Source organism: Phormidium sp. CCY1219, assembly GCF_055795085.1.
This window is the reverse complement of record NZ_JAYFEQ010000661.1, coordinates 1-20,757: the sequence shown is the minus strand read 5'-3', so window position 1 is coordinate 20,757 and position 20,757 is coordinate 1. Positions and strand designations below refer to the sequence as shown.

16 protein-coding genes are annotated in these 20,757 nt (G+C 49.8%); 7 read left to right on the top strand and 9 right to left on the bottom strand.

Annotation, left to right across the window (positions count from 1 at the left end; translation table 11 throughout):
- Nucleotides 1–276 precede the first annotated feature (276 nt).
- The 5 genes from AC0QH1_RS19285 to AC0QH1_RS19265 all read left to right on the top strand — a co-directional run bounded on the left by AC0QH1_RS19285 (nt 277) and on the right by AC0QH1_RS19265 (nt 9,184).
- Nucleotides 277–1,587, top strand: a complete 1,311-nt coding sequence (locus AC0QH1_RS19285) for a M16 family metallopeptidase (RefSeq protein WP_324632900.1) — start codon at nt 277–279, stop codon at nt 1,585–1,587.
- A 213-nt stretch (nt 1,588–1,800) separates the two neighbouring features.
- Nucleotides 1,801–2,736, top strand: a complete 936-nt coding sequence (locus tag AC0QH1_RS19280) for a nucleotidyltransferase domain-containing protein (protein ID WP_324632899.1) — start codon at nt 1,801–1,803, stop codon at nt 2,734–2,736.
- A gap of 57 nt (nt 2,737–2,793) precedes the next feature.
- Complete coding sequence (locus AC0QH1_RS19275) at nt 2,794–3,558, top strand: nucleotidyltransferase domain-containing protein (RefSeq protein WP_324632898.1); 765 nt, start codon at nt 2,794–2,796, stop codon at nt 3,556–3,558.
- Between the two features lie 695 nt (nt 3,559–4,253).
- Nucleotides 4,254–7,817, top strand: coding sequence for an ATP-binding protein (locus AC0QH1_RS19270; RefSeq protein WP_324632897.1), 3,564 nt, complete (start codon nt 4,254–4,256; stop codon nt 7,815–7,817).
- Nucleotides 7,817–9,184 (top strand): hybrid sensor histidine kinase/response regulator, encoded by a 1,368-nt coding sequence (locus AC0QH1_RS19265; protein WP_324632896.1) that lies wholly within the window; start codon nt 7,817–7,819, stop codon nt 9,182–9,184. Before AC0QH1_RS19270 ends, AC0QH1_RS19265 begins: the two co-directional genes overlap by 1 nt.
- 184 nt (nt 9,185–9,368) lie before the next feature.
- On the opposite strand, the gene AC0QH1_RS19260 is transcribed toward AC0QH1_RS19265, so the two are convergent.
- From AC0QH1_RS19260 to nagA, 9 genes are all read right to left on the bottom strand, one after another.
- On the bottom strand, nt 9,369–10,031 hold the full coding sequence (locus AC0QH1_RS19260) for a calcium-binding protein (RefSeq protein ID WP_324632895.1): 663 nt from the start codon (nt 10,029–10,031) through the stop codon (nt 9,369–9,371).
- On the bottom strand, nt 9,992–10,291 hold the full coding sequence (locus AC0QH1_RS19255) for a hypothetical protein (RefSeq protein WP_324632894.1): 300 nt from the start codon (nt 10,289–10,291) through the stop codon (nt 9,992–9,994). Before AC0QH1_RS19255 ends, AC0QH1_RS19260 begins: the two co-directional genes overlap by 40 nt.
- Before the next feature lie 283 nt (nt 10,292–10,574).
- Nucleotides 10,575–13,358 (bottom strand): TIGR02921 family PEP-CTERM protein, encoded by a 2,784-nt coding sequence (locus AC0QH1_RS19250; RefSeq protein WP_324632893.1) that lies wholly within the window; start codon nt 13,356–13,358, stop codon nt 10,575–10,577.
- 471 nt (nt 13,359–13,829) lie between these two features.
- Nucleotides 13,830–14,216, bottom strand: coding sequence for a DUF423 domain-containing protein (locus AC0QH1_RS19245; RefSeq protein WP_324632892.1), 387 nt, complete (start codon nt 14,214–14,216; stop codon nt 13,830–13,832).
- A gap of 160 nt (nt 14,217–14,376) precedes the next feature.
- Nucleotides 14,377–14,802 (bottom strand): hypothetical protein, encoded by a 426-nt coding sequence (locus AC0QH1_RS19240; RefSeq protein ID WP_324632891.1) that lies wholly within the window; start codon nt 14,800–14,802, stop codon nt 14,377–14,379.
- A gap of 64 nt (nt 14,803–14,866) precedes the next feature.
- Nucleotides 14,867–15,307, bottom strand: a complete 441-nt coding sequence (locus tag AC0QH1_RS19235; protein ID WP_324632890.1) for a hypothetical protein — start codon at nt 15,305–15,307, stop codon at nt 14,867–14,869.
- A gap of 86 nt (nt 15,308–15,393) precedes the next feature.
- A complete protein-coding gene (bchM, locus tag AC0QH1_RS19230; RefSeq protein ID WP_324632887.1) occupies nt 15,394–16,080 on the bottom strand; it encodes a magnesium protoporphyrin IX methyltransferase in 687 nt (228 codons plus the stop codon).
- 138 nt (nt 16,081–16,218) lie between these two features.
- Nucleotides 16,219–16,602, bottom strand: a complete 384-nt coding sequence (mgsA, locus tag AC0QH1_RS19225) for a methylglyoxal synthase (protein ID WP_324632885.1) — start codon at nt 16,600–16,602, stop codon at nt 16,219–16,221.
- Nucleotides 16,603–16,640: 38 nt separating this feature from the next.
- Complete coding sequence (gene nagA, locus AC0QH1_RS19220; protein ID WP_442957338.1) at nt 16,641–17,885, bottom strand: N-acetylglucosamine-6-phosphate deacetylase; 1,245 nt, start codon at nt 17,883–17,885, stop codon at nt 16,641–16,643.
- 84 nt (nt 17,886–17,969) lie between these two features.
- Between nagA and purE the strand changes: the two genes are divergently transcribed.
- Nucleotides 17,970–18,491 (top strand): 5-(carboxyamino)imidazole ribonucleotide mutase, encoded by a 522-nt coding sequence (purE, locus tag AC0QH1_RS19215; RefSeq protein ID WP_324632884.1) that lies wholly within the window; start codon nt 17,970–17,972, stop codon nt 18,489–18,491.
- Nucleotides 18,492–18,936: 445 nt separating this feature from the next.
- A complete protein-coding gene (locus AC0QH1_RS19210; protein WP_324632882.1) occupies nt 18,937–20,460 on the top strand; it encodes an ammonium transporter in 1,524 nt (507 codons plus the stop codon).
- Nucleotides 20,461–20,757: the final 297 nt, after the last annotated feature.

Below are 20,757 nucleotides of genomic sequence, written 5' to 3'. Positions count from 1 at the left end.
ATGGACTTCATCGGTGGGCGATCGGCAAGCGCCGCTGAACCCATCCACGCTGAGGGAGCGGTGGTAAAACAGATTATTGAGAAGAAATTTAGCAATTGAAAGTTGATAATTGTTAACTGACGATAAAGCAGTTATGCAGATTAAACATTTTCCCCGGAGATCCCCGGCGCTGCGCCGCTAGGGGAGTCCCGGAGAAAGAAATTTTCCCATCCACCCTCCCGGTTTTGAAAAGAATGATTAAGATAGAATAAGACATCTAAATTATACGACTATCTAATGACTTCAACGCTTGTTAAGTTTCCCTCTGTCCCTCGTCTGAACGCGCCTACAATGCATCGCCTGCCCAATGGACTGACAATTGTAGCCGAACAGATGCCCGTGGAAGCGGTGAACCTGAGTATTTGGGCCAATGTCGGATCGGCAATTGAGTCAGACTCGATCAACGGGATGGCTCACTTTCTCGAACACATGATTTTCAAGGGAACGGAGCAACTGGAAAGCGGAGAATTCGAGCGCCGAATCGAGGAGCGGGGCGCGGTTACGAATGCGGCGACCAGTCAAGATTACACCTACTATTATATTACCACCGCTCCGAAGGATTTTGCCGAACTCGCACCGCTACAGATGGAGGTGGTACTCAATCCGAGCATTCCGGATGATGCGTTTGAACGGGAGCGACTGGTGGTGTTAGAAGAAATTCGCCGCTCGGAGGATAATCCCCGTCGCCGCATGTACTATCGGGCGATGGAGACGGCATTTGAAAAGCTGCCTTACCGTCGTCCGGTTCTCGGTCCGAGTGGGGTGATCGCTGGGGTGACGCCGCAGCAGATGCGCGATTTTCACGCCACTTGGTATCGCCCGCGATCGCTAACGGCGGTAGCGGTGGGGAATTTGCCGGTGGAAGAATTAATCGAAACCGTGGCGAATGCGTTTGCACAGAACAGCCGATCGCCGATGGAGCAGGGGGATGAGACGGTTCTCACCTCCGAGTTAGGGATGGGGGAATTAGAACGCCGGTTCGATCGCATCGTGCGGCGAGAGTTCGTGGACGAGAAATTGCAACAGGCGCGACTGGCGATGATGTGGCGGGTGCCTGGGTTAGAGGCGCTCGACGAGACCTATGCCTTAGATGCGATCGCCTGGTTGCTGGCAAAAGGACGCACGGCGCGACTGATTCACGATTTGCGCGAAGAGAAAGGACTGGTATCGAGTATTTCCGCCAGCAACTTGACCCACCATCGGCAAGGGGTATTTATCATTTCGGCACAACTGCCACTGGAAAATGTAGAGCGAGTAGAAGCGGAGATTCTCGACCATATTCGCACTTTGCATACAGATTTGGCCCGAGACGCCGAAATCGAGCGGATGGGGACGCAAGTGGTGAATCGCTATATTTTCAGCAACGAAACCCCGAGCGATCGCGCCAGCGTGTATGGGTACTATCAATCCATGATGGGAGACTTGGCACCGGCGCTGAATTATCCGGCGCGGATAAAATCCCTGAGTGCCCTGGACCTGCAGCGATCGGCGCGGGAATATCTCTCCCCAGAAGCTTATGGGACAGTGGTGATGAAACCTGCTGTATAAATTGTCGTCCCGGAATGAGTAGGAGGGCGGGGTGAGGGATGGTGGCGATCGTTTCCGCGCCAGCATTCCTCCACCCCCGACAATTGACGAAAGGGAAAACCGCCCGCTTTGCACTTAGGGCAATGGCGACGCCGGCAGTAATTGTGCTATAACATACTACAAAGGTAAAAACGCCTGGAGTAAAATTGTTAGTTTGCAGGGGAGGAAACCGCTGTGGTTGAGGACTTATCCCTAAATCCGAATTTAATTTTGCCCGTGGGGACGCAGGTTGTCACCCGGGTGCCTATCGACCCAGGGAAAGGAAAACCCGAGCGATCGCGCGGGAGTGTGGGGGCGATCGTGGAATCCCCCACGGACAACACCCACGCCTATCGCGTGCGCTTTCCCGATGGCGACGAAGCATCCCTGCATCGCCACGAACTCAGCATCCGCAAACAGTGGCAACAATCCGGGTTACAATACAAAGAGAGCGAATTGACAGACTACCAATTGAGCGATGCGGTGATTTATCGCTGTGTGGTCGGTTCGAGAGCCTACGGTTTATCCCATCAGACCTCCGATACCGACCGACGCGGCATTTATCTACCCCCCGCCCAGTTGCATTGGTCGCTTTACGGCGTACCCGAACAACTGGAAAACAAACACACCGAAGAATGCTACTGGGAAATCCAAAAATTTATCACTTTGGCCTTGAAAGCCAACCCCAACGTGTTAGAATGCCTTTACACCCCCTTAGTGGAAATGGCGAGTCCCCTGGCCGAAGAGCTGCTCGCATTGCGAAACATCTTTTTATCTCAATTAGTTTATCAAACCTACAACGGCTATGTGATGTCGCAATTCAAAAAATTGCAACAAGACATCCGCAACAAAGGGCAAATAAAGTGGAAACATGCAATGCACTTGATTCGCCTATTGCTATCGGGAATTACCGTTTTAAAAGAAGGATTCGTTCCCGTTGCGGTGGAGGACTATCGAGAACAATTACTTGCGATTCGGCGCGGCGAAATGCCCTGGGAAGAAGTGGATGCATGGCGATTGAGCTTGCATCATTTATTCGATACCGCCTTTGCTCACACCAAACTCCCCGAACGTCCGGACTATCACCAAGCGAATGAATTTTTGATTAAAGCGCGTCGCAGCATGGTATAAAAACAGCATGGGGGTGCCTGACAAAACTACAACTCGGTTGCCTATTCTGGAGAATCCATGACCGTTAATTCCCAATTGCTCGAGATTATTTCTCATCAACCTTACCCGCTGTTATTTTCCACCCTTAGCGGGGCGCATTTGTTTGGATTTCCCTCGCAAGATTCCGATTATGATTTGCGCGGCGTTCATATTTTACCCCTGGCGGAGGTGGTGGGACTCCATCCCCTGCGCGAGACAATCGAGCATTTTGAAACGCCAGACAATCAGCTAATTATCGACCTGGTAACGCACGATATTAAAAAGTTTTTTCAGTTGTTGCTGACGAAAAAGGGCGTGTTAGAGCCACTGTATTCGCCTTTGGTGTTTCACTCTTCTCCGGAACATGAGGAATTAAAATCAATTGCCAGAAGCTGCATTACCCGCCACCACGCCCATCACTATTTGGGGTTTGCGCGCACCCAATGGCGATTGTTTGAAAAAGAACATCCTCCCCGGGTGAAACCGTTACTTTATGTGTTTCGGGTACTGCTGACGGGGATTCACCTGATGCAAACCGGCGAAGTAGAAGCGAATCTGGTGCGGTTAAATGAAGCGTTTCAGTTGCGGTATATTCCCGAGTTAATTGCGCGGAAAATGGAAGGGGGAGAAGGAGCGATTTTAGAAGCGGTGGATGTGGAGTTTTATCGCGGGGAATGCGATCGCCTGCGAGGGGAATTAGACGCGGCATTTCATTCGAGTTGTCTTCCGGAAGCTGCGAAGGGCAAAGATGCGCTGAACGATTTGCTGGTACGAGTGCGACTGAAGTATGTAACGTCTTTGTAGGAGGGGAATGGAAGAGGGTGTGGCAACCCGAAATCATGGGGGATAGAACGTTCTGTGGGGGGTAGTCCACACCCTACGGCGCGGGGATTTTTATTACAGGTGTATGGGAAAAAAGTCAACCGTTAAACTACTGATTTTCCCTGGGTGATGTAATGAATTAGCCCGATCGCCGATTCGGTGGCGATCGCGATCGCTCCTCCGGAGAAGGTGGGGTAGGGAAAATCGGCCCGCGCCCCATCCAATCGGAAAAAGATTCACCTTTTCTTAAGATTCATTTAATCCCAAAAATAGGCGATCGCGCTCCCAAAGATTGTCTGCTATGATAATTCTAAAAGAGAATTGGGGTAGTATATACTAGGCAGACAGTAACAGAACTGTCAACTTAGGGAAACCCCAAAAAAATGGAGTGCAAAACGTCAGGGTGTGTGGTAACAGTTGTCACGATTGCAGTATCCTTAGAGTCCCCAATCGCTGGAGGTTGGAGGATAAAATCAGGTGAATTAGGTGGCATAAAAGCTTTAGCAGCAATCACCAGAAAATCGTCAGAGAAACTGGAGTTTCAACACCGATGAAGATAAAAAAAGCGCGAATAACTGTGTTGGCGAAAGCAATTGAGGTTTCGGCTACGGGTTGTTTGTAAATTAACTTTATAAGCCCATTTTTTAAAGGCAACCTGAATTTTTTCGGAGATAAATATGCAGCGAAGGTCTCATACAAATATTGTCAAGGTGCGGCGGGACTATAATAGCTGGGTAGCTACAGAAACCTTGGAAGACTACGCCTTGCGCTTTGCGCCAAAATCCTTCCGCAAGTGGCCGGAATTTTTAGTGGCGAATACTGCATTGGGAGGGATTTCATTTCTCGCATTAGAAGCCATTGGGGGAGCGATCGCTATCCGCTACGGGTTTGCTAACTCATTTTGGGCGATTTTAGCGGTTGGCGCGATTATTTTCCTGACTGGATTACCGATTTGCTATTATGCCTCAAAACACAACATCGACATGGATTTGCTGACCCGAGGGGCGGGATTTGGGTACATCGGATCCACGATTACCTCCTTGATTTATGCCTCTTTTACCTTTATTTTTTTTGCCTTAGAAGCGGCAATTATGGCGCAGGCGATCGAACTTTATTTTCACCTCCCCTTACCTGTGGGCTATGTGATTTGCTCGTTAGCGATTATTCCCCTGGTATTTTTTGGCGTTACCTTGATTAACCAGCTTCAGCTCTGGACGCAACCCATCTGGTTAACTTTGATGATTTTACCCTATATTTTTCTATTTTATAAAGAGCCGGATGCTTTGTCAAATTGGGTTAATTTTGCGGGAAAATCAGCCAGTGGGGCAGAATTCGACCCCTTGTTATTTGGCGCTGCAGCTACCGTGTCTTTTTCATTAATCGCGCAATTGGGAGAACAGGTGGATTATCTGCGGTTTTTGCCCGACAAGCAAGAAAACAATCGAGTTCGCTGGTGGTTGGCGGTGATTTTAGCCGGACCGGGGTGGATTATTCTGGGTGGGGCGAAACAGCTTGGCGGTGCGTTTTTAGCGTCGGTGGCAATTCATCATGGGGTGAGTTTTGAGAAAGCAAAAGAGCCGATTCAGATGTATTTGGCGGGGTTTGATGCAATATTTGATAATCCGGGCGTGGTGTTAGCAGTTGCTACATTTTTTGTGATTATTTCGCAGATTAAAATTAATGTGACCAATGCTTATGCGGGGTCGTTAGCGTGGTCGAATTTCTTTTCGAGATTAACCCACAGTCATCCCGGGCGAGTGGTGTGGTTGGTATTTAATGTGGCGATCGCCTTGTTATTGATGGAATTGGGGGTATTTGAAACTTTAGAAGCGGTATTGGGACTGTATTCAAACATTGCGATCGCCTGGATCGGGGCGTTAGTGGCGGATTTAGTGGTGAACAAACCCTTGGGAATTAGTCCGTCGTATATTGAATTTAAGCGCGCGTATCTTTACAATATCAATCCCGTGGGGTTTGGGTCGATGACGATCGCATCTGGGGTGGCGATCGCTGCCTTTGTGGGAGTATTTGGTCCGCAAGCGCAAGCGTTTTCGCCATTTATTGCCTTATTGCTTGCCTTAATTTTATCTCCCGCGATCGCCTGGATTACCCAAGGGAAATATTATATTGCTAGAGAGAATACACTAGGAATGAATCCTTTAGAAAACCACAGCTTGGAGTGCTGTGTGTGCCAGAATGAATACGAACCAGAAGACATGGCATTTTGCCCCCTGTATGACGGGCATATTTGCTCCTTATGTTGCAGTTTAGATGCGCGATGCCACGATCGCTGCAAGCACACCGCCACCCCGATGGAAAAAGCCATCGGTGCGATCGCCGGAACCTGCTTGCAAGAAAAAATCTCTCCCAAACTTGGTGCGAGGTTGATTAAATATGCAAGTATTTTCGGGTTTGTTGCGGCAGTATTTGGTAGTGTATTTGGCTTAGTTTACTACCAAGAATTTCTGCTGCTTTCACCAAATAATCCGGAATTTTCCGAAACCCTAATTCCCACCTTTGTGAAACTTTATGCGTTTTTATTAGTCTGCGTGGGAATCGGAGTATGGTGGTTTGTGCTGACTGAGGAGAGTCGGCATTTAGCCGAGGCAGAATTGGACAAACAAAATCTGCAACTGCAACAAGAAATCAAAGAACGACTGCTGATGGAAAAAGCGCTTACAGAAGAAATTGCCGATCGCAAGCGCGCGGAAGCGGCATTGCGAGAATCCGAAGCCAACCTCAAACATGCCAAAGAAGTCGCCGATGCAGGGAACAAAGCCAAAAGCGAATTTTTGGCGAATATGAGCCACGAATTGCGAACGCCGCTAAATGGAATTTTGGGATACGCGCAAATCCTGCAAAATTCCCAAACCATCAGCGAAAAAGAGAAGCAAAGCCTTCGCATCATTTACGATTGTGGCTGTCATTTGCTAACGTTAATCAATGATATTCTCGATGTATCGAAAATCGAAGCGAGGAAAATGGAGCTGGAGTTAAAATGCTTACAGTTTTCCTCGTTTATGAAAGGGATTGTGGAAATCTGCCGCATCCGTGCCGAAGAGAAGAAAATTGTGTTAAAATACCAAGCCGACCCCCAACTGCCGCGAGGGATTAAAGCCGATGAAAAGCGGTTGAGACAAGTATTAATTAATTTACTGAGCAATGCCATTAAGTTTACCGAGACAGGTCAGGTGACGTTAAAAGTCAGCATAGTGGGAAGTGCTGAGGGGGATAAAATCGCGGGGGAAGATAGTAGCAAGGGGTCGGAAATTGAGAAAAAAACCCTTCGATTTGAGGTGGAAGATACGGGAGTGGGGATGAGTGCGGAGCAACTTCATCAAATATTTTTGCCCTTCGAACAAGTGGGCGATCGCTCCCACGCTGAAGGAACCGGGTTGGGATTGGCAATTAGTCAGAAAATCGTACAATTGATGGGGAGTCAAATTCAGGTGGAGAGTACCCCGGGAGTGGGGAGTTTGTTTTGGATGGATTTAACCTTCGAGACGACAACAGAAGCGGGGGAAACCACTGAGGCGATCGCACCGAATAAACTGGTGGGATTTAAAGGGAAACAAGGCAAAATAATGGTGGTGGACGATCGGGCGCAAAATCGAGAAATTGTGGTCAATTTGCTTGCGCCGCTGGGATTTGAACTCTTAGAAGCGAGTCAGGGGGAAGAAGCATTGGCAAAAGCGCTGCAGTTTCAACCGGATTTGGCGATCGTGGATTTAGTGATGCCGGTGATGGATGGGTTTGAAATGATGCGGCGCATCCGACAGATTCCGGAATTGAAAAACACGATCGCGATCGCCTCTTCCGCCAGCGTATTCGACAAAGACAAACAGCAGAGTTTGGATGCCGGATGCGACGATTTTCTCCCCAAACCGGTGCAGGGGGCTGAATTGTTAGAAAAGTTACAGCAATATTTAGATGTAGAATGGGTGTATGAGGAAACCCCTGGAGAGCACGATCGCATAGCAATGTCAGAGACAGGCGGCGATGCCCCGCTCAACGGTAAATTGCACCCTGACCGGGCGATAGCGCCGCCTCCAGAGGTTCTCGATACCCTATTTCAACTGGCGATGAAAGGCAACTTGAAGGCAATTCTCAGCCAAGCTGCTAAACTAGAACTGGTAGATGAAAAATGGGTCATATTTACTGAACAATTGCGAGAATTCGTCAAAAATTTTCAAGAACAAGAATTACTGGAGTACATTCGGCAATATAGGAAGGAAAATTAATGGAGCGGGAATCTGTAGAAAATGGCGTCATTTTAGTCGTGGATGACAGCCCCACAAATTTAGGAATCCTTTCGGATTTACTGGACGAAAACGGTTTTGAAGTCCGGGTGGCAAGAGATGGCGAAAGCGCCATTCAAAAGGTAGAATTCGATCCGCCGGATTTGATATTGTTAGACGTGATGATGCCGGGAATTAACGGGTTTGAAACCTGCAAAAGGCTGAAATGTTCGCAAATCGCGTCCGAAATTCCGGTGATTTTAATGAGCGCTCTCTCCGATCCGGTGGATAAGGTAAAAGGTCTCAACCAGGGAGCAGTTGATTACATCACAAAACCGTTCCAGCAGCAAGAAGTATTAGCGCGGGTGAGGGTGCATCTGAAATTGCGCTTTTTAACCAAGGAGCTGGAAGAACAAAATCAGCGATTGAAACGAGAAATTGAAGAACGTTCCGTAGCAGAATCGGCGTTACAAGAGCTGACGGTTGAGCTAGAAAAGCGAGTGGAAGAACGCACGGCGGAATTGACTCAATCTCTCGAAAAGCTACAGCAAGCACAAACCCAACTGGTGCAGAGTGAAAAAATGGCCAGTATCGGTCAAGTGGCGGCGGGAATTGGCCATGAAATTAACAATCCGGTGGGGTTTGTGTGTGGCAATCTCGGCCACATCGAAGACTATACCAAAGACATTATCGAACATCTGAAATACTATCAGCAGTATTATCCCAATCCGGTTCCGGAAATACAACGCCATCGGGAAGAAATCGATTTAGATTATATTATCGAAGATTTACCCAATATGACGCATTCGATGAAATTAGGCATCGATCGCATTCGCAATATTAGCTTATCCTTGCGAAATTTCTCGCGATCGGATACCTCCACTAAGGTGCCGTTTGACCTGCGCGAGGGACTTGAAAGTACCTTGTTAATCCTCACCCACCGACTGAAAGCACATGGCACTCGTCCGGCGATCGCCGTGGAGAAAGCGTACCAAGAAATGCCCCTCGTGGAGTGCTATCCCGCACCCCTGAACCAAGTTTTTATGAATCTGCTCGCCAACGCGATCGATGCCTTGGATGACGCCATATCTCGGGATATGTTAGACGGGGAAGTGCCCACCATTTACATTCGCATCGAACAAGATAAAGATAAGGCGATCGTTCGCATTGCCGATAATGGTCTGGGAATGACAGAAGAAGTTTATCAAAAAGCATTCAATCCCATGTTTACCACCAAACCAATGGGAAAAGGTACGGGTTTGGGCTTATCGATTTCCCGTCAGATTATTGAAGAAAAACATGGGGGAACCTTAACTTGTAAAACCACCCATTCCCAAGGCACTGAATTCGCGATCGCCCTTCCCCTATAACCGCTCTGGTTTAACTTCTATTTTTCTGGTTGTTATTTTTCGGGAAATTGATGTTTTGAATGATTGCCCAGGGAGTATTACTCCCTGGAAAAACAGTTTGTGATTCTGAAAACTCGCCCAATTTGTATGGGAATGCATCAATTTCCCCTACAATTACGCCGAATATGAGACGCAAACAAATAGCTTATCCAATTGTCGTAACCAGTGGAGAATTTGCATCTATGGTATAGAAATTATCGAACACTGTGGTTCTATCTACATCCAACGCCACACCCAGCACTTGACCGCCAAAGCGAATCACCGTATCGTTAGTTCCCGGCGCGCCGCCCACATTGGCAGCATCGTCGAACGTGACCTCAGCGCGATCGATCCCGTCCGAGAGGATAATATCGCCATCCACCACCGGGAAAAAGTCCGCAATCTCGTCTGTAGTCAACTCATTGACGGCCAAATCGTTGGCGTTGAGGACAAATGCATCGGCACCAAATCCGCCGGTGAGTATATCCACTCCATCATCGCCGATAACCACGTCATCTCCGTCGTTACCAAATAGCTGGTCATCCCCTTGACCGCCGCGCACAATGTCTTCCCCGAGATTGCCTTCTACGATATCGTCTCCTTTGTTGCCATTCAGGATATCATTTCCCGCATCGCCACTAATAATATCGGGGTTTTTGCCACCGCGCAGGAAGTCGTAACCTTGTGCGCCAGAGAGGTTGTCATCTCCCCGGTTCCCATTGATAATATCATTAGCAGAGGAACCCGTTACCGTATCGTTGCCATCAAAAGCGCGAATCCCGGAAGGGTTCACCGGACCGAAACTAGCCCAGTTGGGGACGGATTGCACGTCATTCCCGTCTGAGTAGTCCTGATACTCACGGGGTTGGTTGCCACTGCGGTCGCGCCGGCAATCACGGAATTAAAATAATTGAGCAGGTTCGGGCCGGTGAAACCCGGGCTAGTGGGCGGATTGTAGAGACCCACCGGAAAGCGATCGCTGGCGTTATTGGGAATCGATCCCACCCTCGGGTGGATGCTCAGGGGGGGCACATCCAGATTCGTGCCTGTGGTACTTACGGTCGTTCCGAGTAATTGTACGGTAGCCATTAGATAATCTCCTAGTCTCTCTCACCAGAGTTAAACTAGCGACGGCACTTGTCCGTGAATACATCCCAGTTTCTGCATACAGTGCTTCCTTCGCCAGCTATCTCTACCGCTATGATATCAAGCGATCGCCTTCCACTTGTCTGCCAATAGGCGGAAATTCCTTCCGGCATTCTATACAATTCGAGGTACAACTTTCGACAGGGTAGAGATTGCCCACCATACAACTGAAAAAACACCGTAGGGTAGACATTGCCCACCCTACAGCGACTCGGCAAATTGGGGATTACACCTTAGCCAATTTGCGTTTTGCCAAAATCAACAGCCCGATCGCGGCGATCGTCCCCAACCATTGGTGAGGTTCCGGAACCGCTACATTTAACGGATCGTTCGGTTGAGTTAACTGTTCTTGACCATCTTCTACCTCACGATCGAAGCGATCGCTCTTGGATTCTGCCTCCTTCAACTCTTGCTTTTGCGCTTCATTTACCAGCACGATCGCCGAAGAATAAGGCGAGACAATTTCGTACTTTTTCGCAATAGCGTGAATGGCATCTAACTCGGCCAAATTGTTCGGATCCATCTCCTTAGAAAGCGCCAAAATTAACTGTCGTGCAGCCAAAGGTTCTAAACTAGATTTAGACCCCTGCGCCTTGGCGATCGCTGCGGGCAATTTCGCCAATTCCGGCGGTTTTTCATTCTGCACCAACCAGCCATAACCATCCACAACGCTAACCGCATTGTCGCCTAATTTTTCCTGAGTTGCCAGTCGTTGCAACACCCGAGACAATTCCGATTCCACACCGCCGCGACTGTCTTGAATTGCCTTTAACGTGGCATCATCGTAAGCGCGAGGCAAGCCTCCTAAATGCACCATCCACAACGGTGCAGACATTGTCATCACCGCTTTATCGTTGTCGGCTAACTCGTAACTGCCTTCATCAGTAATCAGGACAATTGCATCGTAAGTGGTATCGCCGCGCAACTGCTGAAACTGCTGCAACATTTCCTTAAATTGCAGGCTACCGTAAAAGGTAATATTGCTTGGATTAAAGTTGCCGATGTCGTCGAGGCGAGTAGGTTCGGAATCGCCTGTAGCCGTCAGGTATAAATCGGCATCGTTGTTATCCAGACGCCGATCGCTAAACCCGTGTTTTTGCAACCACTGAAAGGTTTGTGCCAGTTCCTTGGCGTGGGATTTCATGCTGTAAGAGCGATCGACAATTGCCGCCACTCGCTGACCGCGCACTTCGGCGTAGTCTGTTGCCGCCAAAGGTTTTGCCGTCAGGGTATAGTTGCCCGGTAACGTCACCTGCTGCATCTTAGGCGATCGCGATGCTTTTGCGGCAATAAACGATGGCATCCATGCCTCGTCGTCACCTTTGATGGTTTTGCCATTATAAATCCGCGCGGTTTTTTTCGTCCAGAATACATTGCGTTTTTCCGCCAATTCCGGAAGCGCCCATCCCTTTTCGCTTTGCAGGACTTTATACGTCAGCCACATATGCTGTTTGGGCTGTTCTTTCTCCGTTTCATCCCACTCGGATAATCGCGCCGGTACCGGGAACACGCGCAGGCGATATTGACGCGGACCGACTTGTTCCAGTAGGGCTGGGTCTACATTGCGTCGCACTTGATTGTTGTAAACCTGCTGTGCGGCCCCGCGCGGGGAAATTTGGAAGGTATAGCGATCGCTGCGATCGGCAGTTTCATTTAACCACACTCCCGTGAGTACCGCACTTTCGGGCAGGGAAAAGTAATAAAAGACCTCTTCATCTACATAGGTTTGGTTTTCGTAAACTTCATACAGTTCCACATCGGCCCACTCTCCGTTTTCGGTGACGGTAATTTCTTGCTCAGCTAGCCAGACTCGTTTTTCGTCAATATTCAGCACGCCAGCTTTGGCTTCTTCCCGATTGGCGGTGGATTGAACCGCGTGCAAAATTTGCGATCGCTCGCCTTTTTGAATCGGCGTATCGAAAAATTCCGCATATAGTTTTTCCGCCTTTTTGATATCTTGCCGCGACCCTTTGTACAACAAGGGCGACATCAGTTGATTGTACCAGTTTTGCACGACTCGCGCCGATGCTTCATTTAAGCCTAGCACATTTTGGTACATAACGCCGATGTGATTGTTATCTTCCACGGTACTCAGGTAGCGATACCGGGATAAGTAGGCGTTAGTGAGACCATTGCGAATTGCGTCGGATTGGGTCACAAGTTCCTGACGCGCTTTTTCGGTGGTAGCGGGCGTTTCTAACAGCTTAAATGCCTGCACTTGCGGCTGCTGCTGAACTGCCAAAAACACTACCATCCAACTGGTGATGACGGCTACAGAACCGAAAACCGCGCGGTTGCGTCCGTACTGTTGGGCAAACTCCCGCAAGACGCGATATCCGGCGTGGATGTAGAAGCTTGCCAGGGCGGAAGGCATGGCAAGAAATAAGGTACAACTAAAGCCAAACAGCAGAAAGAATATCGGCACCCACCATAAGGTGCTGAAGAAATCGTACTGTAACATTCGCCAGAGTGCGCCCAACCACTGGAAACTTAAGATTGCTCCTAAAAAGGAGACGGTGGCGGGAAGGGCATAGAATAGTAACAGCGCGCCAAAGTATAACCCCATGAGCAGCATCAGGCTGTGAGCGAGCAGTTGCAGGCTGGCAATTTTGCGATCGCTCCTTGCATAGCCGTAAAATAACTGAACGCCGAATGCGCCGATACAAAGTAGGGTGGTGGCCACCATCCAACTACTGGCGGGGGTGAGTTCGCGCAAGAGAAACAGGCGGATGAGGGCAAGCGCAAACAGGGGCGCTTCAACGCCATAGAATAACCGGATCAGTTGCAGGGGTTTTTTCCTCAGACGGATCCCCAGGAGGGCGCAAACCGTGGGCACCGCAATCAACCCCAGTAATGTTAGGCTAAATTCCAGGGGAATCAATCCTTCCGCCGTGGCCTGAATTAAGGAGAGACCAACCCCAGGCAAAATCCCGAAGTAGACAATACCGAGAAAGGTTAGATTCCACAGCCAAAAGACTGTGGAAAACAACCCATGCAGCCAATTTTTCATTATTTAACTCCCTAAATTATTGCATTGGGTGGGGGAATTTTGTATTGGATTATTGGGTTTCTATCCCCATTCAAGCTTTCAAAATTCGGAACGTCAAGTTTGGGGTTATTTTTTCGGAAAATTTTAATCCCAGGCAGCCGGAGGTGGGTTTTCTAAGTATAATTGCTCTCGGATTAGGTTCGCGTCCGATCGCTGTTTCGATCGACTCGGCATTATCCCGTTTTTCAAACATCATATTAGAGGTGCCTCCGGACTCCTCCGCTTGTAGAGACGCGGTAAATCGCGTCTTTGAAGGGACTCGATGGCTACCCACTTTAAACATCCTTCTCGCAGAAATAACATTTTCGGTTAATTCATCAACCGGAAATGAGGAAAAGCTGCCCACATATAAACGGGGACATTCATTGTTTAAAAAGCCGAGTTGGACAAGTTTAAACGTATTTTTGCAGCCAATTATTGTGGCTTTTTTAATTACTTAAAATTCCAACCGGCTAGGGCTAAACAGCCCCAACCGATAATCAATGCGCTACCGCCGAGGGGGGTAATGGCACCCAACCATTTGATGCCGGTTAAACTAAGGGCATAGAGGCTACCGGAGAAAATCGCTACGCCGATAATGTAGGAAAATCCCGCCGCAACTAAGGCAGGGGATGCAGCAGCAGTGGTTTCGGTGCGATCGAGCAGCAATGCTACCAGCAACAGGGCTAAAGCGTGATACATTTGATAGCGCGCCCCGGTTTCAAAAATTGCTAGATAGTAGGCGCTCAGTTGTGCTTTTAAGGCGTGGGAGGCAAAGGCACCGGCAGCCACGGATAGACCCCCAAATACGCCGGAAATTAAAATAAATATTCGCGTCATTTTTTTACTCCTTTTTCGGAATTTGTGGTAGAATAGTTTTCGAGATATAGTGAGGGTTAAACGAGTTGAGTTGTTGGAAATAATCGAAAGAAGTAGTGGGGATAATATCGAGCGTTTCCTGTAGAAAAACGCCCGATCGCACCCCGAAAAGAATTTATGATTAAAGAGGAAACCAGTAAGAAATATCGCCGCGATCGCTCACTTCAAAATCTGCATTAAATTCCACAGCTTTGCGGTCTAAAAACTGCCGTGCTTCCGAACCGGAGAGGTTAGCTGCCATTGCAAAATGCATGACAGTGATTTTGCCGTGGTGGGCAAGGAGTTGCTGGAAAAACAGAGCGTGAAGGCGATCGCGCTGTTGTTGTTGCATGGCGGCGATTGCTTGTTGGCGATCGCGATATAAGTGCCATGCCATCATTCCCCCTTGGAGAGTCAGCGGGAGACCCAACAGAATAATCGTCCCCTGTAGTTCTAGTTTATCCTGGGGCGGCGTTTGTGAGTTTTGCAGTTTAACAGTTGCCACCCCTAAAATAGACAGACCCAGGGTAAGCAATGCAACTGAGGCCGATTTTTTAAATCCCGTCATTCTCCTCCTTGCCCCGACAAGCGGAACTTATGTTTAGCCATGATTTTTATGTTTCCAGATAAATTCAGACCTTAAAGCGATAGATTACATCACCGCGATCGCTGACTTCATAATCGGCATTAAACTCCTTAGCTTTTTCATCGAGGAATTGTTGAGCTTGTTTTCCCGAAAGCTGAGACTCCTTAGCAAAATGCAGCACCGTAATTTGACCGTTTCTTTCCTGTAGCATCTGGAAAAACAGTTCGTGTAACTGATGGCTTTGTTCTTCATCCCACTGGTGATTTTGTTCCTGAGAGCCGCGATACAACCCCCAAGATAACCATCCGCCCGCAGCCAGAGCTGGAATTCCAAACCCGATGGCTGCCATTGCCCCATTGGTTCTTGAAGAATCGGTATTTTCCGCCGCCGTTCCATCAGAACTGAGCAGTTGCGATCCTGCAATTCCCAAACACAAAACCCCGAACGCAAGCAATAAACCTGCCGCCACCTTTTTTATCCCTTTCATCGTTCCACCGGAAATGGTAAATTTTTTCGAGATTCTAGCCTATTTTTCAGACCGTTGTCATCTCCGGTGGAATCGATGGGAGCATTTTATTGGCGGATTGCTTCGAGCAAGCGAGAGTAATAAAAGCGGGTGCTGGTCATTCCTTCCCGCTGAATCGCAAAACCATTAGCTTGGATAATTTTTACGATATCCGCTTCGCGATGCTGATAGGCGCGAGTGGTTTTACTCGGTCCGGGGAACAACTCGCCCACCTTCTTGAGCATACTCAGGGCCAGAGTTTTCGGAGCGAAACTGAGAATCAAGCGAGAGTCAGCCAAAGAACACAAATGACCGATCATCTGTGCTGCTTGTTCCTGGGGATAGTGAATCAAAACATCCAGACAAACCACGGTATGATAGCGACCGCTCAACGATTCTAAATCGCGAGCTTCAAAGCTGACATTGTTGGTATTGCCCAATACAGATTTAGCGCGGGTATAGGCTTCCGCCACCATTTTTTGCGAGATATCGCTGCCATAAACCATTGCTCCGGCCCGTGCCAGAGGAATGCTCAAACTGCCCACACCACAGCCGGCATCGCAGATAGGCAAGCCTTGCAAATTGCCATCCGCCTCGAGCCAGTCGAGGACTTTATCCACGGTTTGCTGATGTCCTTGACGGATATCGAGCTGAACTTTATTGACCGATTCGGTGCCATAAATTTTGCGCCAGCGGTCGAAGCCGGTGGCGTTGAAATACTCTTTAACTACGGTTTTGTCATCGACTGCGTTCATCGGTGTGCCTGCTGGTGAAATAGTCCGAGCCTTTTAACTTACCACGAGGGAAGCGCGATCGCCGATCGCAAATGAGAATCCCCATCCCAAGGCACCGGGGTGGGGGAAAGTGCGACGCCCTCTCAGGTGGCAAAGATATTAACCCGAGGACATTTGCGCCAAGGCGGGCATAATCACCTCAGCGGTGGCCAGATTGGTAGCCAGAGGCACTTGATGGACGTTGCAGATTCGCAATAAAGCTTGAATGTCCGGTTCGTGGGGTTGAGCGAACAGGGGATCGATTAAGAAAATCACGGCGATGACCTTGCCTTCCACCACTTGTGCCGCAATTTGGGAATCCCCACCTAGCGGTCCGGACTGCATGCGTTCCACCGAAAGGCCCGTCGCCTCCATGATTTGCGTGCCGGTAGTGCCGGTAGCAATCAGGGTGTAGTTTGACAGGAGAGAAAAATGTTTTTTGGCGAAAGCCACCATGTCATCTTTTTTGCGATCGTGAGCGATCAGGGCAATGGTTGAGGGCATAAATGGATAGAGAGTAGGTGGGGGTAGGGGTCAAAAGATTAGGGAGAATTGGCTTGTAGGCGTTTCCAGCTTAGCAAGCGATGGGGTTCGTTCAGGTGCCAGCGCAGTAAATTAGCCGGTTGGCCCACGGTTAAGCCGCGCAGACCGATCGCGCGTCTGGGGGATTCGGTGGCCAAAGCGATCGCCACCCCCACATCACAGACGCCCCACTTGACCAAATTTTGCACCCCAGATAACAGCGGTTCCGTAGTGCCGGCGAGGGTACCATCGAGGAGGCGAGCGGTGCCATTTTTCACTTCAATTTGGCGATCGTCCCAGGGATAAAGTCCATCCGGGAGGCCCAAGGGTGACAAAGCGTCGCTGACCAAGAAAATGCCCTGTTGGTATTTGCTGGCACACAAGAGCATGTCAATCATAATGGGAGACACATGTTCGCCATCGGCAATCAAACCGCAGCGGATATTGGGATTGACGATCGCCGCGCCTAATAAACCCGGCTGACGGTGGTGGAGACTTGGCATGGCATTAAACGCATGAGTCACCATCGTTGCGCCGCAATCAAACGCTTCTTGAGCCGTTTGGGCGCTGGCGAGAGAATGGCCCAGACTGACCACAATGCCTTGCGATCGCAGATAGGAGATAGCCGCTCCCGTGGGGTCTAATTCCGGGGCCAAAGTCATCACCTTGATTAAACTGGGATAATTCCCCAACACTTGCTTGACATTTTCCACCGTCAGGGGGAGGAGGAACTGTTCTGGATGAGCGCCGCGTTTGTCGGGATTGAGGAAAGGGCCTTCCAGGTGAACCCCGAGGATGCGAGCGGTTTGGCACTGGTGGGCATCGAGATGTTGCTGGCGGACAAAAAACTCAGCCAAGGTCGCGATCGCGCGGTGGATTTTGTCAATCGAAGTCGTGACCAAGGTGGGCAAAAAAGCATCCACTCCTTGTTCCCAGAGAAATTGACAGATTGCCTCGAGTTGAGCAAGATCGGTGAGTTCCAGGTCGGGAAACCCTAATCCCAACCCCCCATTAATTTGAAGATCCACTCCACCCAAAGAAATCCAATCCCCCGACACATCGAGAAGTTCCATTGCGGGCAAATTGTCGATACAAGGAACCGGAGGTTTTTCGGTTCGCATGGGTTGAATGACTTCAATGAAGCCGTAGCGATCGATTCGCAACCAGTGCAAGCCCTCATAACCGGGCAATTGAGCGTTGATAATATCCAAATTGGTGCAGCCCGATCGCGGCATTGCACTGTGGGAGGTTGATGCGTGAGTCATCTCGTTTGCGACAAACATGGGTGATTAGGGGCTTTTTTACAATTTAAAATTTAAAATCTATTCTCTAAACTCTCGCTTTTTACAATGAATCAACCACAAATCGGCATTATTATGGGCAGCGACTCGGATCTGCCCACCATGAAAGAGGCGATCGCCATCTGCGAAGAATTCGAGGTAGCCTGCGAAGTGGCCATTGTCTCCGCCCATCGCACCCCCGAACGGATGGTGAACTATGCCAAACAAGCCCACCTGCGAGGGATTGAAGTCATTATTGCCGGGGCTGGGGGTGCAGCGCATCTCCCTGGAATGGTGGCATCCCTGACGCCGTTACCGGTGATTGGGGTACCCGTACCCAGCCGCCACCTGCAAGGAGTGGACTCTCTTTACTCTATCGTGCAAATGCCCGGAGGAATTCCGGTCGCCACCGTGGCGATTGGCAATGCCAAAAACGCCGGATTGCTGGCCGTGCAAATTTTAGGGGGGCAAAAACCCGAGTTGCGCGATCGCGTGATGCAATATCGACAAAGTTTAGCCGAATCGGTGATGGACAAGCAAACCCATCTCGACCAACTCGGTTATCAACAATACTTAACAAAAATAAAGTGACTTGCCGCAACACAGGCGGACAACCCGCGCGGGTTTAAACCTGTTTGCAGAATTTCCCAAAAACCGCCTGGGAACTGGGGTGCGATCGTCTTTTGCCCGCGCGATCGCCCCTGCCCCAAACAAATGTAACCGCTTATACAGACGGATTTTCCGAGAATTGGTGCAATCATTGTGACGCGGAGCAAGGCGCTCGGTGGGCTGTTTCCGAATCTCGGAGCCGAGGCCTCGGAAACCATCCGCACAGTTCTCGGGGAAAAAGTCATCCCCCGTAACCAAGCACCACTGCCACGCCCCACGTCTGATGTGCGGATCTCAGAGCCACCGCGCGCGAAGCGCCACTGTGCTTCGAGGATAGTGTCGCGCTATCGACCGGGGTCTGCGCTGAACCACACTCGCTCGCGAAGCACTGTTTAGATCTGTTTATTCCTTATCTAAAACTCCGACAATGACCTCTAAACTAAGGCTCAACAGAAAATTGAAACACCAACATCAGCGGCGATCTGGCAGTCGTACCTCCCGCCGCTGGCGGGGAGAGAGGACTTACCAGCAATTGAAACTCGCCATTGAAAAACTCTCCCCCTCTTGGCGAGCTTGCATTCCCTTAGCCACAATTATCGTCCTGCTGTGGGGTTATTCTGCGGTGGCCCAAGCCCCTCCTGGGGATCTACCCGAGGGCTTCACCGAAACCCAAACCCTGAAAGTGGCTCTAGATACCATGTGGGTAGTCGTGGCGGCCATTTTGGTCATCTTTATGAATGCGGGCTTCGGCATGCTCGAAACCGGCTTTTGCCGCCAGAAAAATGCCGTCAATATCCTGTCAAAAAACCTGATCGTCTTTGCCCTAGCCACCGTGGCTTTCTGGGCGATCGGCTTTGGGTTGATGTTTGGCAATGGAAACGACTTTATTGGCTGGAGTGGCTTTTTCTTGGCCGGCCCGGACAACAGCCCCCTCGTCGATCCAGATTATGTGGGGGTATTTGACGCGCTCAACTGGACTGGCGTGCCCCTAGCGGCTAAATTCCTCTTCCAAGTTGCCTTCGCCGGTACCGCCGCCACCATCGTCTCCGGCGCAGTGGCGGAACGGATCAAATTCGTTGACTTCTTAATCTTTAGCCTCTTACTGGTGGGCATCGCCTATCCCCTCACCGGTCACTGGGTCTGGGGTGGCGGTTGGCTGTTGAATCTCGGTTTCCTCGATTTTGCTGGCTCCACTGTGGTTCACTCGGTGGGGGGCTGGGCCGCATTGATGGGGGCTGCGTTCCTCGAACCGCGCTTGGGTAAATATCAAGATGGTCGTCCCTTGGCATTACCCGGTCACAACATGAGCCTCGCTACCCTGGGATGTTTGATTCTCTGGATCGGCTGGTTTGGTTTTAACCCCGGTTCCACAATGGAAGTCACCCCCTCGATCGCTCATATTGCCCTGACCACGAATATCGCCGCCGCTACCGGTGGTATCGCCGCTACGATTGTCGCTTGGATGTATCTGGGCACTCCCGACCTGTCGATGATTATCAATGGCATCCTCGCGGGCCTGGTTGCCATTACCGCCGGCTGTGATGGTGTTACGGTATTTGGTGCGGTCATTATTGGCAGCATCGGTGGCATTTTGGTGGTTTTTGCGGTCACGTTTTTCGATCGCATCCACATCGATGACCCGGTAGGTGCTATCTCGGTTCACTTGGTCAATGGCATCTGGGGCACTTTGGCTGTGGGTCTGTTTAATGTGGAGGCCGGTTTGTTCTACACCGGCAATTTAGCTCAACTGGGCATCCAAATCCTGGGCATCGCCTCGATCGGCGGGATGACGGTTCTACTCGCCTCTATTTTCTGGCTGGTCCTCAAGAACACTCTCGGGATCCGCGTCAGGGAAGATGAGGAACTCAAAGGGTTGGATATCAGCGAACATGGCATGGAAGGTTACAGCGGTTTCCTCAAGGATACTCGGGGTATGCCCGGAGGCTCTTAATCGCACCGATTTTGGGGCCGATCGCAAAAAGGACTGTTGCGTGGCGATCGCCCCACTTCACAGACCCGTCACGCTTCTTCTCAATCTCTATCGTTTCGATTTGCGGTGATTGTGGATTTTCAATACACTTGAACTATCTCCGTGCGATTCGTTCCCGCAAAAGTGGATGGTAAATTCCGGAAACGTAAGCGGGGCAAGGGATACAGCCCCTAAAGGCTGGACCCCCTACAGGATTGTAAATCCGACGGTCGGCTAAAACAAAACGGTATGAACCGATACAAAATAGCCACCCGAAAA